Origin of the sequence: Pseudomonas syringae pv. tomato str. DC3000 (genome assembly GCF_000007805.1) — a bacterium.
GTDB classification, from domain to species: domain Bacteria; phylum Pseudomonadota; class Gammaproteobacteria; order Pseudomonadales; family Pseudomonadaceae; genus Aquipseudomonas; species Aquipseudomonas avellanae.
The window spans coordinates 2,735,699-2,749,372 of record NC_004578.1 but is presented as its reverse complement, the minus strand read 5'-3'; the positions used below and the strand labels follow the sequence as shown (position 1 = coordinate 2,749,372).

Annotated in this window: 10 protein-coding genes; 4 read left to right on the top strand and 6 right to left on the bottom strand. The window is 58.6% G+C overall.

Annotated features, from left to right (window positions below; genetic code table 11):
* Positions 1-210: 210 nt before the first annotated feature.
* Positions 211-1,248 carry an ABC transporter substrate-binding protein gene (locus PSPTO_RS12900; RefSeq protein WP_011104032.1) on the top strand — a complete coding sequence of 346 codons (1,038 nt, stop codon included), beginning with the start codon at positions 211-213 and terminating at the stop codon, positions 1,246-1,248.
* Positions 1,249-1,602: 354 nt separating this feature from the next.
* Here the strand turns inward: PSPTO_RS12900 and PSPTO_RS12895 are convergent, their stop codons facing one another.
* From PSPTO_RS12895 to PSPTO_RS12870, 6 genes are all read right to left on the bottom strand, one after another.
* Positions 1,603-2,625: an IS110-like element ISPsy7 family transposase gene (locus PSPTO_RS12895; RefSeq protein ID WP_010213088.1), complete on the bottom strand. Its 1,023-nt coding sequence runs from the start codon at positions 2,623-2,625 to the stop codon at positions 1,603-1,605.
* A 369-nt stretch (positions 2,626-2,994) separates the two neighbouring features.
* Positions 2,995-5,397 carry a TonB-dependent receptor plug domain-containing protein gene (locus tag PSPTO_RS12890; protein WP_007246690.1) on the bottom strand — a complete coding sequence of 801 codons (2,403 nt, stop codon included), beginning with the start codon at positions 5,395-5,397 and terminating at the stop codon, positions 2,995-2,997.
* Between the two features lie 282 nt (positions 5,398-5,679).
* Positions 5,680-6,081 (bottom strand): ExbD/TolR family protein, encoded by a 402-nt coding sequence (locus PSPTO_RS12885; protein ID WP_005771285.1) that lies wholly within the window; start codon positions 6,079-6,081, stop codon positions 5,680-5,682.
* Between the two features lies 1 nt (position 6,082).
* Positions 6,083-6,811: a MotA/TolQ/ExbB proton channel family protein gene (locus PSPTO_RS12880; RefSeq protein ID WP_010203861.1), complete on the bottom strand. Its 729-nt coding sequence runs from the start codon at positions 6,809-6,811 to the stop codon at positions 6,083-6,085.
* A 134-nt stretch (positions 6,812-6,945) separates the two neighbouring features.
* Complete coding sequence (locus tag PSPTO_RS12875; RefSeq protein ID WP_005771282.1) at positions 6,946-7,767, bottom strand: energy transducer TonB; 822 nt, start codon at positions 7,765-7,767, stop codon at positions 6,946-6,948.
* A gap of 277 nt (positions 7,768-8,044) precedes the next feature.
* Complete coding sequence (locus PSPTO_RS12870) at positions 8,045-9,934, bottom strand: methyl-accepting chemotaxis protein (protein ID WP_011104030.1); 1,890 nt, start codon at positions 9,932-9,934, stop codon at positions 8,045-8,047.
* Positions 9,935-10,214: 280 nt separating this feature from the next.
* Here PSPTO_RS12870 and PSPTO_RS12865 point away from each other — a divergent pair, with 280 nt between their 5' ends.
* The 3 genes from PSPTO_RS12865 (at position 10,215) to PSPTO_RS12855 (ending at position 13,671) form a co-directional block, all read left to right on the top strand.
* On the top strand, positions 10,215-11,042 hold the full coding sequence (locus PSPTO_RS12865) for an HDOD domain-containing protein (RefSeq protein ID WP_011104029.1): 828 nt from the start codon (positions 10,215-10,217) through the stop codon (positions 11,040-11,042).
* Positions 11,043-11,218: 176 nt separating this feature from the next.
* A complete protein-coding gene (locus PSPTO_RS12860; RefSeq protein ID WP_011104028.1) occupies positions 11,219-13,207 on the top strand; it encodes a DNA topoisomerase III in 1,989 nt (662 codons plus the stop codon).
* Positions 13,208-13,272: 65 nt separating this feature from the next.
* Positions 13,273-13,671 carry a RidA family protein gene (locus PSPTO_RS12855; protein WP_007246697.1) on the top strand — a complete coding sequence of 133 codons (399 nt, stop codon included), beginning with the start codon at positions 13,273-13,275 and terminating at the stop codon, positions 13,669-13,671.
* The last annotated feature ends 3 nt before the right edge of the window (positions 13,672-13,674 follow it).

The following is a 13,674-nucleotide window of genomic DNA, read 5'->3' as shown; positions in this document are numbered from 1 at the left end:
AAACGATCAACAAGACTAGGCGCATCACAAATCAATTAATAATCACATTTACTTCTAAGCTAATTATAAAAAATAAGAATATTAGAAAGCGTGACTCTGGTGGCAAGGCTGTCTGAATATGCGAGCTATCCTTATGCTCTAAAGTTATTTAAAAAATATTTTATATAGCGATATGCTGCAAAAAATCTCATTTACGTCTTGGAGCTGCGCATGTCAAAAACCGTCCTGTTTCTTCCCCGCTTGAGTCGCCTGGCAGCCGCCATCGGTCTGGGTGCCGCACTGTTGACTGGCTCGCTGATCGCCCCTGCCAGCGCACAGGCTGAAGGCGAAATTCGCATTGCCGAGCAGTTCGGTATCGTCTACCTGCTACTCAACGTGGTGCGCGATCAACAACTGATCGAGAAGCACGGCAAGCAAGACGGTCTGGAGATCAAGGTGGACTGGACTCAGTTGTCCGGTGGCTCGGCGGTCAACGATGCGCTGCTGTCAGGCTCCATCGACATTGCCGGTGCCGGCGTTGGCCCGTTGCTGACCATCTGGGACCGTACCCATGGCAAACAGAACGTCAAGGCGGTCGCTTCGCTGGGTAACTTCCCGTATTACCTGGTGAGCAATAACCCCAACGTCAAAACCATTGCCGACTTCACCGAAAAGGACCGCATCGCCGTACCGGCAGTCAGTGTTTCAGTGCAGTCACGCTACCTGCAATTCGCCGCTGCCAGACTCTGGGGCGACAAGGAATACGCACGGCTGGACAAGTACACCCTGAGCCTGCCCCACCCTGACGCCGCCGCCAGCCTGATTGCGGGCGGGACCGAGCTGACCGGGCACTTTTCCAATCCGCCGTATCAGGATCAGGAACTGAAAAACCCTAACGTGCATGTCGTACTCAATACCTATGACCTGTTAGGCCCGAACTCGCCCACGGTGCTGTTCGCCACCGAGAAATTCCGTAACGAGAATCCGAAGACCTACAAGGCATTCATTGAAGCGCTGAGCGAAGCCGAAGCCTTCGTCAACAAGGACATTGGTGCAGCAGCCGATACTTACCTGCGCGTCACCAAAGCGAAGATCAACCGCGCCGAGCTGCTCAAGATCATTGACCAGCCGGAGTTCCAGTTCACCATCACGCCGAAGAACACCTACCCCTTGGCCGAGTTCCTGTACCGCGTGGGCGCGATCAAGAACAAGCCAGCGTCGTGGAAGGATTACTTCTTTCAGGATGCCACCCCGTTGCAGGGCAGTTGAGAAGGAAACGCAGAGCGTCACACAATTCTGCGATTCAGTACGCTTGCGGCTCGACTTGAGTCACCTTTTCGCCCCTCGGCGACTGACTTTGAAGGATCAAAGTAAGCAAATGTATGGTCAGCCCACCTCCTGCAATCGCAGTTCGATGAGCGGTAAAGCATGCTTGCGCTAATGTATCCGGGCTCATTCTGGGCAATTTCGCTGCCCGGCCCTTGATGAGTATTCGCCGCCTTACTGTCCTCAAAAATCCCTAAAGCCTCGAAGGCTGCATTGCTTATCAGGTTTTCAGTCTGGCCATGAGCTGTTTATCGTCATCATCACTGCGTCGCAAAAGCCGGTACGCCTATGTCCTACTCAGATCATTGATGCGTTGTAAGTGCTACCTCGTCTGAGCACCGCCCATACGATTCTTGCCAGCTTGTTCGCTAAAGCACATGCCACCTTGTTCGGATGCTTGCGTGCCAACAAGTCTCTTACCCACTGCCCAAGGGCATCATCGCGGCGTTCTATTCGAATCATGAGCGCTCGAGAACCTTGCACCAACAGGGTTCGCAGGTGCCTGTCACCTCGCTTGCTGATACCCAGCAATACGGGTCTCCCGCCTGTAGAGAACTGTCTGGGAACCAGCCCCAGAAAAGCGGAAAGGTCTCGTGAGGCTCGAAAATTGGAAGCGTCACCCAGATCCGCTACAAATGCGCTGGCGGTAATAGGACCAATGCCAGGAATCGTCATCAAGCGTGTACCAGCATCGTCTTGCGCCAGTTGCTGCTTGATTTGCGCATCACAGGCCTTTATTTCGGTATCAAGGCGATGAATATCCTCCAGCAAATGCTCCATGACCCTTTTGAACTGCAGCGGCAGGTCGCTACGTGAATCGTCAATCAGCTCAGGCACTTTGGCGATCGCTGCCTTGGTGGCTGGCAAGGCAATTCCAAACTCAAGCAAAAAACCATGCACCCTGTTGATGGCTTCAGTACGGTGGCAAACCAGTGACTGGCGAAGACGATGTTGTACAGAAAGTACCTGCTGCTCCACAGTCTTGACGGCAACGTAATGAGTACGTGGTCTGGAGGCCGCCTCGCATATAGCTTCGGCATCGATGAAGTCATTCTTGTTGCCCGTCACGTAGGGCTTCACATGTTGCGGAGCAATCAACTTCACCCGGTGCCCCAGCGAGGCGAGTTTCCTGGCAAGCCAGTGAGAGCCACCGCACGACTCCATTGCAATGGTGCAGGGTTCAATCTGAGCCGCAAACTGCAGAAGGCGATTGCGATTGAAGCACTTGCGTAATACTTGGTGGCCGCCTGCATCATGGCCTATGAGGTGAAAACTGTTTTTACCAATGTCGATGCCTAAGAGCTTGAGGCCGTTTTTCATGAGTGATCTCCTCGACGTTAGAGAGAAACCCGGAAAGTGTAGACACTCCGGGTTTCTCGGATCGGGCTGACCATCTCATTATCCCGGCTCCGTTTCCGGCCCGACTTCGTCGGGTTCCTTCGTCCTGACACTGATCCGGGGGTCGCCGCAACGTGCCATCCATGGCACGGTGCGGCTAGCTCGGCGTCCTGCCGAGCTACCCCCGGATCAGTGTCAGGACTCAGCCGTCACCTACGTCGCACTCTGCGTTGTCAGTGCCATCGTGATAAAAAAGCGCTTTCGTTTATGTGCAGTAACTATGCGCACGGCATGCCTCTGTGTTGCAGCACAGATGTGACGCGGAGCGCTACGAGCTGCCGGCCAATCAAATTACCAGTTATACGTCACCTTCCCGTAGTAAAACGCCCCGCTATAACCGTAAGGCGAGAAGGTGCTGTAGGCAAGGTTGCCGCCGCTTGACGAGAAGTCGTTGAGTTTCTCGGGGTACTTGTCGGTGACGTTGTCGCCGCCCAGTGTGAAGACCCAGTTCTTGAGTTTGTAGTCGGCAGCGAGGTCCAGCAACCAGGCAGCGCTGAAGGTCTGGTCGTTGACTTTGTCGGCCTGGTAGCTGGTGAACTCGCCGTAGCGCACCAGATTGGAGTGCAGCGCCCAGTTGCCGAACGTGAGGTCGTTACCCAGCGTCAGTTTATGCTGAGGTGTGGTGTCGCCGAGCAGACCGATGCGTTCCCTGCGGTCCACCCGAACCAGGTTCACGCCCAACTGATTGAGGATCGCCGGGTTGTCTTTCACATCCGTGACTTTGGTGTGGTTGTAGTTGTAGCCCACCGTGCTGTTCCAGCGCACGCCGTTGTCGAACTGGTAGCGATAATTGGCCACCAGATCCACGCCGTCGGTGCTGGTGTCGGTGGCGTTGGTGAAGTAACGCGCGCTGGTGTAGTTGATATCGCCCACGCCATTGGCGCGCAGGTAGTTGATCGCGGTGTTGTTGAGCACCAGGTTGGACGACAGCGAGATGCGGTCCTGAATGTCGATGCGGTAGACGTCGGCCGTCACGGTCAGGCTATCCAGCGGTTGCAGTACCAGGCCCAGGCTGTAGTTGCGCGACTTTTCGGGTTTCAGGTCTTCTGCGCCCAACAACTGCGCAACGTTGCTGCCGGCCGGGAACGTACCCGCTTCCTGAATGGTGCTGCCGATCAACTGTGACGAGGTAAACGTGAAGTTCTGCTGGGCCAGCGATGGCGCACGGAAGCCCGTCGATACGCTGCCACGCAGGGCCACCTGCGGGGTGAAATCGTAGCGGGCCGAGAGCGAGCCACTGACGTTGGAGCCGAAATCGCTGTAGTCCTCATGGCGAACGGCGGCCGACACACCCAGTTTTTCGGTCAGGTTGGTCTCAACGTCCAGATACTGGGCGAAGTTGTGTCGCGAGTAACTGCCCGCATCGGCAGCGCGAAAGCCGCCCAGCCCGGAACTGCCGGTCTGGAAATACGACTCCGCCTGCCCCGCCTCGATCTGATAACCCTGACGCAGGTATTCCGCACCAAAGGCGACCGACACCGGGTAAGGCAGCCACGTTGCGTTGAACTCCCGCGACAGGTCCAGGCTTAGCTGTTTCTGGTCGTTGGTCAGCGTGCCGTTATCGAACGAGCGCGGCGTGTTCAGGCCCAGTGACGTGTTGATGGTTTTGGTGCGCAGCTCATAAGAGTTTTTGCCATAGTTGGCAGACAGGTCGTAATGCCAGTCATCCGCCAGCTCACCGCGCAAGCCGGTGACAAATGTGGTGTCTTCCAGCGTGCCGTGAATCAGCGGCAAATAACCGTTTGGATAAATCGCCGCAATGTTGTTCGAGGCATTGCTCGGTCGATAGAACGCAGCCGTTTCGCCGCGGCGCTTGCTGTAGCCCCCGAAGCTGTAGAATTCCGCCGCATCGTTGAAGCTGTATTCGGCGTTGTACTGCAGTTTGCCTTCGTGGGTTTCCGGCTCGCCCTGACGGAATACCTGCTGACCATACGTGGTAGAGCCGATGCTCGATGCGCGCAAATCATCGCCCGCGCGGTTGGTGTAGTCGTTGTTGGCGCCTTCACCCGAGAGGTTCAGCGTACCGTTGTCGCCCAGCGCAAAACCGGTATTGCCGGAGACCTGACGCTGGATACCGTCGCCCTTCTTGTACTGGCCGTATTTACTTGAAATCGAACCGCCGTGATCAGCGCTCTTGAGGATGATGTTGATCACCCCGGCAATCGCATCCGACCCGTAGCGCGCCGAAGCACCGTCGCGCAGTACTTCGATGTGGTCGATGGCCGACAGCGGAATAGCGTTGAGATCGGCAGGTGCCGAGCCGCGTCCGACCGCGCCACCCAGGTTGACGAAGGCCGACGTGTGGCGGCGCTTGCCGTTGACCAGCACCAGCACTTGATCCGGCGACAGGCCGCGAAGTTGCGCCGGACGGGTCAGCTCCGCACCGTCCACCAGGCTTGGCCTCGGAAAGTTGATCGACGGAATCAAGCGCGCCAGCACGGTGCCCAGTTCGCTGGAGCCGGAACTGCGCAGGCTATCACCGGAGATCACGTCGATGGGCGACAGCGACGCACTGGCGGTACGCTCCTGCGCGCGGGTGCCGGTGACAATTACCGTGCCCAGCGTGGACGCGCCCTGATTGTTTTGTTCATCTGTTGTTTCTGCGGCGTAAGCGTTTGCGCTGATACCGGCGACACTCAGCAAATTGGCTGAAAAAATCGCCGTGGCCAGCACGTTGCGTTTGAAGTTCCCCATACCACTACCCCTTGAAAATCCCTGATCCAGAAACGTGCGTTCTGGTTACAACGAGCGATCCGTGCGGCGGACGGTGGCGATCATTACAGTGTTTGATTGATAGTCCGGTGGCCCGATGCTTTATAGCTTAATGACATTGATCGAAAGTTTTAAATATCATTAATGCATAAGCATCTACATTTGTGTCACGCTGGAAACATCCTTGAAAAACACCCAAAAAAAGGCCGCACCTGCCTGAGGATGCGGCCCAAAACGGTTGAAGCTGTATGAGGGAAAGGCCGGTTATTTAGCGGTGATCACCGACAGTTTGGTAATCCCGGCACGCTCGATGGAGGCCATTGCCCGCGCCACTTCGCCGTAGTTCACGCCATTGTCGGCCTGCAACTGCACGCGCACCTCCGGGGCCTTTTCTTTGGCGGCCTTGAGATTGGTTTCCAGTAAGTCCGGCTGGATTTCATCCTTGTTGATGAACAGCTTGCCCTGCCCGTCGATACTCACCACCAGCGGGTCTTTCTGCTCTACCGGTGCAACCGATTCGGTCTTGGGCAGGTTGATCGGAATCGAGTTGGTCAGCAGCGGCGCGGTGACAATGAACACCACCAGCAGCACCAGCATCACGTCCACCAGCGGTGTGACGTTGATCTCGCTCAGCACTTCATCGGTGTCTTGCGTGGAAAAAGCCATCTCAGGACGCCTCCTTCACTTTCTGCGCGGCCTGCCCGGCGCCAGCGCCGGACTTGAGGACCGGATGAAGCAGCACGCGGAACGCACTCTTCTGCGCCAGGCTGTAGAAGTCGTGGGCAAAGTCGTCCAGGTCGGCAGCGGTCAGTTTCAAACGACGCAAAAAGTAGTTGTAGACCAGCACCGCAGGCACCGCGACAGCAATACCGACGCCGGTTGCCACAAGCGCCGCACCAATCGGGCCGGCGACGGTTTCAAGGCTCGCAGAGCCTGCAGCGCTGATCCCCTTGAGGGCCGACATGATGCCCCAGACCGTCCCGAACAGGCCGATGAAGGGCGACGTGCTGCCAATACTCGCAAGAATTGCCAGACCGGTTTCCAGCGAACGGCGCTCACGGACGATTTGTTGGCGCAGGGCACGTTCAAGACGGTCCTGATGATTGATCGACTGGCTGAGGTCGTTGGCCTGCGCGCCGTCCGGCACCTGAATGGCCGCATAACCGGCGAGCGCGACGCGGGCAGCAGCGCCCGGTTGCTCCTGGGCCAATTGCGCGGCGGAATCCAGGCTCGATGCAGCCCAGAATTGCTTATGGAACTTGCGGTCCTGGGCTTTCAAGCGGGAGAACTGCACGCCCTTGAGCAACGCAAGACCCCAGGTGGCAACGGAGAAAATCACCAGCAGCCAGATGACCGCGTGTTCGATGGATTCAAAAGGCGAAGCAAGTAGGTTCATGGCGCAGCTCTCTTTATGAACGAAGTCTGAACAAGGCATTGGGTGTGTCGCGATGCGCCTTTGGTTCAGGTAGCTCGCCGGGTCAATCGAATGTCGTGGTTGCTGGAACTTGAAACGTTATTTGATCTTGAAAGCTATTTGATCTTGAAATCAATCGGCACGCTGACCCAGCCATCCTGGGCGACGTCGCCCTGTTTGGCGGGTACGAAACTCCAGCGTTTCACCGCGGCCAGCGCTGCGTCATCCAGTTGATCGCGGCCACTGCTTTTCTGTATCTGAATCTCGCCGGGCTTGCCGCTGGCCAGTACATGGACGCGCAACAGCACGGTGCCTTCCCAGCCGCGACGCATGGCCAGCGACGGATATTCCGGTGCCGGATTGCGCAGGTAGCCCGCGCTGGCCGAGGCCGGGGTCACCGGTTTCGGCGCAGGTGGCGCAGGTGGCGCGGGCGCAGCAACGGGTGGCGCAGGCACAGGTGGCGCCGGTGGTTGCTCTACCGGCTTGGCGACAGGCTTGACCACCGGCTTAGGCGGCTGCGGCTTGGGTTTGGGAATCGGTTTGGGCGGTGGCGGCTTGACGGCCAACTCGTCCTCGACAGGAGGCGGCGGCTCGACCACCGGCTGTACAACCGGCTCTGGCGGTGGCGGCGGAGTTTCAACCACAGGTGGCGCGGGCTGAGAGAACTCGATGGTCATCGGCGGGATTTCCGGCGGCACGACCGGCAGTGCAGGCGTCGGGTTCTGGCTCAGCCAGTAAACGACCGCGCCGTGGAACACCAGCGCCAGCGCACCGAGCAGAATGGCTTCGCGCCGCCCGAGGATCGGTTTGGGGGTGCTGTGCAACCTCGACAACGCCAAAGGCCCACGGAAAGGACGCCCCAGATCGACCAGGTCGCCACCTGGCGTCTGGCGCCAGAGCACATCATGTGCGCTGGCTGCGGTCTGGACATTGCCCATTGATACACTCCTGCATTTTCATGATAAAAATCCAGGTTCTGTTGGTATCAGTCACCTTTCCAAAGTTGATGTGGCAAGGCAATGATGGCTGAAGGAGGCTTGTTCCTGAAAAGAATATTTGGTTCGCTGGTTAGATCGATAGTGAATATACCAGACGGGTACGGACGCAATGAGAAAGTGTGCGCAAGAATAATAGCGTGCCCACGGACGTGGGCACGCAGTTCTGGATGCTCTGCGTCCGACCTTGACTACGCAGGTCGGCGCAGGGGCAGCAGGATCAGATCCGGAAGCTGCCGACCAGTTGTTGCAGACGAGCTGCTTGTTCTTCCAGGGAGTTGCAGGCTTCCAGAGTCTGGCGCAGGTTGTCGACGCCCTGTTGGTTGAGGGTGTTGATGTGGGTGATGTCGACGTTGATCGACTCAACCACCGAGGTCTGTTCCTCTGTTGCAGCCGCCACCGACTGGTTCATGCCGTTGATCTCTTCGATACGGCGGGTCACGCTGCCCAGACGCTCGCCGGCCAGGTTGGCGATGCCCACGCTGTCCTCGCTCTGACGCTGGCTTTCAGTCATGTTGACCACCGCTTCACGAGCGCCGACCTGTAACTCTTCAATCATCTTTTGCACTTGTTGCGCCGAGTCCTGAGTGCGGTGTGCCAGGTTGCGCACCTCGTCAGCCACCACGGCGAAACCGCGACCCGCCTCACCGGCGCGTGCGGCCTCAATAGCAGCGTTAAGCGCCAACAGATTGGTTTGCTGGGAAATGCTGGTGATCACTTCGAGAATCTGCCCGATGTTAGCAGTCTTGCCATTCAGGCTCTCGATGTTCACACACGACTCGCTGATCTTGCCGGACAGCTCGTTCATCGCCTTGATGGTCTGCTGCACCACGCCCTGGCCGTCGCTGGCCAGCCCGCTGGCATCGCTGGACTGTTGCGAGGTGCGTGCCGCGTTCTGGGCGATTTCCTGTGCGGCGGCGCCCAGTTCGTTGATCGCAGCGGCCACGCTTTCGGTGCGATTGGCCTGCTGGTCGGAGTTGCTCATCGAGGCGTTGGAGACCTTGACCACTCGCGTGGCGACTTCGCCCAGTTGCGCTGCGGTGGAGGCCACTTCGCGAATCGAGGTGTGAATACGCTCGACAAAGTGGTTGAACGACTCTGCCAATGCGCCGAACTCATCGTGCGAAGTGATGGCCAGACGCTTGGTCAGATCGCCCTCACCGTCAGCGATATCGCGCATCGCACGGCCCATCTGGTGCAGCGGCTGCATAAGCACGCGGATCAACGGGCCCAGCAGCAGAATGATCACCATCACCACAACGACCATTGCCGTGATGGCCGAGGTGCGGAACTCGGTGAGCATGGCGTAGGCAGAATCCTGCTCCAGCACCAGCGCCACGTACCAGTTGGCGGTCGCCACGCCCTGAACCGGCGTGAACGAGATGATCTCGGGCTGTTTGCCAGAATCGATTTCAGTCACGCCCGTGGCGATTTTCGGTGTATTTACCGGGTAGGCTTCATTGATGTTCTTGAGCACCAGCTTGCTGTCCGGATGCACCAGAATCTTGCCTTCGGCGCTGACCAGAAACGCATAACCGTGACCATCGAAGTTCAGCGAGTTGATGATTTTGGAAACGCTGTCCAGCGAGATGTCAGCACCGGCGACACCGGCAAGCTGGTTCTGAATCTTGACCGGCGTGGCAATGGTCATGACCAGTTTGCCGGACGACGCTGCAATATACGGTTCGGTAACGATGGTGCCCGGCGCATTTTGTGCGGCCTTGTACCAGCCCCGTGCACGCGGGTCGTAATCTGCAGGGCGATTACCGGCCGGCACCGAAAACATCACGCCTTCGGTGCTGCCAAAATAACTGAGCTGGAAGTTGTCGCTGTACGTTGGCAGGCCAATGGCACGCTGCAACTGCGGCAGCTCCTTGCCGTCCACGGCGACTTGCTGGGACATCGATTGCAGCAACTGAATGCGGCTTTCCAGCCATGTCTGAATGTTCTGCGTGGTCAATGTACCCAGTTGTTGCAGCTCCGACTTGACACTGGATTTGAGCGACTGACGTTGTCGATAGTCATTGATGACAATAAATACGCTGAACGCAACAACCACGATAAGCGCGGCGGCCAGAAGGATTTTCTTGCTGAAGCCCAGATTTTTCATAGCGCTAACTTCCACGGCAAAAACCAATAGGGACGATCTTTGAATCGTCGATCAAACTTCACAACTTTGCCGTCTTTTCCACGCAACAGAATCCACAACGGATCGAGTGCCAAAAATTTTCAAGCATGCTTGTCTGTCGTATCGGCCGGCATCGCCAAGTCCTTGATTATTTTTTTTCGACACGTGAGACCCGCCTCCCACAATCAGCGGCAAAACGTGCAGAGCACAGAAAACTGACTATCTTTGAAGTCATCCCCGCCCTGCAGAGGATGGCTTTGCCATGCTGAGTATCGAAAAGCTTTTTGACGATTTGCACAGTCTCCCGAGTATTCCAAAGGTGGCTCAGGACCTGATGCTGCAGTTTGATAACCCCTCCTCCAACCTCGAAAGCATCGCCCGCAATATCGAGAAAGACCCGGTGATCGCGGCCAAGGTGCTGCGTTTGGCCAACTCGGCAAGGTTTCGCGACTCGCGGGACTCCTCAAGTATCGAAGACGCCGCCATGCGTCTGGGCTTCAACACCTTACGCACCCTGGTCATGGCCTCGGCAGTGACGGGTGCGTTCAAAGCCGGGCCGAGTTTCGATCTCAAGGGGTTCTGGCTGAAAAGCTTTCAGGTTGCCGGGATCTGCCGAATGCTGGCCAAACAGACCGGTGTCGACCCGGAAATTGCCTTCACCTGCGGGGTCATGCACAACATTGGCGAACTGTTGATCCAGACCGGCGCCCCGGATGTTGCCGAGCGCCTGAACAACGCAGCCAAGGCCGGCACGCCGGGGCGTGCAGCCAATGAAACGCTGCAACTGGGTTTCGGCTACCCGCAAGTGGGTGCCGAGTTGGCCCACCGCTGGCATTTGCCGCAGGTAATCCAGCAAGCCATCGCCTATCAGGCCAAGCCGCTGGAGGCGCCAGACGACGCACCGTTGCCGCGTATCGTGGCGCAGGCCGTGATCATCTCGGATGCGCTGGAAACTAATGGCGGTGCCACGCCCGACGCGCAAAAAGCTTCAGACGGCCCGCTGATGGAAGGCATCGACCTGAACGCACTGTTTGCCGGGCTGCCCGCCGTGCTGGAAGCCGACAAGGCGTTTTCGGAACTGCTGAGCTGAACCCACGTCACTGGCTCGTAAACGCTCTCTTCAAACAACGGCGCTGCACTGTTCGGAACCACCGGCATGACAGCGCCAAAACGCCTTTATCTGTATATCCATACAGATAAAACTTGCCCCTCGTTCGTTCAACGTCCATCCTTGCCGCCTCACACCGGTAATCGACGACGGTAGTCATGCGGCTGTTTCTTTGCGAAAAACCTTCCCAGGCCAAGGACATTGCGGCTGCGCTTGGCGCAACCCGCCGTGGCGATGGCTGCTGGGTCGGTGCCAGCGCAACCGTCACCTGGTGCATCGGCCATTTGCTCGAAACCGCTCCGCCCGATGCCTACGATGCGCGCTACAAACGCTGGGTGCTGGAAGACCTGCCCATCGTGCCCGAGAAGTGGAAGATGCTGGTCAAACCCAGAACGGCCAGCCAGTTCAAGGCCGTCAAGCGGTTGCTGGGCGAAGCGAACGAGCTGGTAATCGCCACCGACGCTGACCGTGAAGGCGAAATGATCGCCCGCGAACTGGTCGAGCATTGCCGCTATCGCGGACCGATTCAGCGTTTGTGGCTGTCGGCGCTGGATGACGCCTCCATTCGCAAGGCGCTGGCAGCGCTCAAGCCCGGCGCCGACACCTTCAGCCTGTATCACTCGGCATTGGGCCGGTCCCGCGCAGACTGGCTGATCGGCATGAACATGAGTCGTCTGTTCACGTTGCTGGGTCGCCAATCGGGCTACCAGGGCGTATTGCCAGTCGGCCGCGTGCAAACCCCGACCCTGCGCCTGGTAGTGGACCGGGATCGCAGCATCGCAGATTTCGTGCCCGCGCCCTTCTGGGCCATCGACGTCAAACTGCTGCACGAAAATCAGGCGTTCATCGCTCAATGGCGCGCTCCGTCGGACGCCTGTGACGATCAGGATCGCTGCCTGAATCAGCCACTTGCGCAACAGGCTGCCGACGCCATGCGCCATGCTGCCAGCGCACGGTTGGTCAAGCTGCGCACCGAGCGGATGCGCGAAGCCGCACCCTTGCCTTTCGACCTAGGCACCCTGCAGGAAATATGCTCGAAAAAACTCGGCCTCGGCGCGCAGGAAACCCTTGATATCGCCCAGTCGCTGTATGAAACCCACAAGGTCATCACGTATCCGCGCAGCGATTGCGGCTACCTGCCGAACAGTCAGCATGGCGAAGCGGCGGGTATCATCACTGCGCTGGGCAAGACCGATCCCGCGCTGGCCGGCCTGCTGCCGCACCTAGACCCGCAACGCCGCTCCCGCGCCTGGAACGACGCAAAAGTCACTGCTCACCACGGCATTATCCCCACCGCGGCGGTGCGCGGCGTCGAGCGCCTGATCGGCAAGCCGCGCGCGGTCTACACCCTGATCAGGGCGCGCTATCTGGCGCAGTTTCTGCCCAACCACGAATATGACCGCACCCAGGCTGACTTCGACTGCGCAGGCCAGGCGCTGCGAGCGGTGGGCAAACAGATCGTCGAGCCCGGCTGGAAACGCGCCATGCCCGAAGCCCTGGCCCCGGCCAAAGGTCGCGAAGCGCCTGCGCCGCAGCCCTTGCCTGCGTTGTTTCAGGGCTGCGAATGCGCCGTCGCCGACGTCATCCTCAAAGATCTCTGGACCCAGCCACCCAAGCCCTTCACCGAAGGCGACCTGATCAAGGCCATGAAAAACGTCGCCAAGCTGGTAGAAGACCCGCTGCTCAAGCAAAAACTCAAGGACACCACCGGCATCGGCACCGAAGCCACTCGAGCGGGGATCATTCAGGGGCTGCTGGACCGCGGCTATCTGACCAAACAAGGCAAGGCGTTGTGCGCCACGCCGGCAGCCTTCAGCCTGATCGACGCCGTCCCGCGCGCTATTGCCGACCCCGGCACCACGGCCATATGGGAGCAGGCACTGGACATGGTCCAGAGCGGCGAAATGAGCCTTGAAGAGTTCGTCGCCAAGCAGGCAGCGTGGATGAGCAAGCAGGTCAGCCGCTGTGTCGGCATGCGCATGACCATCAGCGGCCCGGCCAGCCCGGCAGGCGTTGCGCCGCCGTGGAAGAAAAAACGCAAGACCGCCAAGCGCGGGGCTGCGACCTCGACCAAGGCAGCGAACGCTGCCACAGGCACCGCAGCGAAAAAGCCTCGGCGCGCCGCCAAACCGACGGTCAAGGGCTGAGCGGCAGGATGATGCCCAATCAGCTTGAGCTCTACACATTCAGACGTTACAAACAGGTGTTACACATGTCAGATCGCGAAATCATCGTCCCACCTACCCTGCAGTCAATCATGGACCGCGCCGGTTACGCACCGGCAGTCAGGGTGGGTGACACGCTGTACTGTGCCGGCCAGGTAGGACGCACCCGGGACATGGAAGTCATCCTCAACCCGGAGGCACAGTTCATTGCCTGTTGGGAGAACCTGCGCACGGTGCTGGCCGAAGGCGGCTGCACGTTCGACGATATCGTGGACATGACCACCTATCACGTTGCCATGAGCGAACATATGCCGGTGTTCCGCGACGTGAAGAATCGCATCTTCCCGCGCGGTCAGTGTGCCTGGACCTGCATCGGCGTTGCGGAGCTGGCACATCCCGGCCTGTTGCTGGAGATCAAATGCATCGCGGTCAGGCGCAGCGCCTGACAC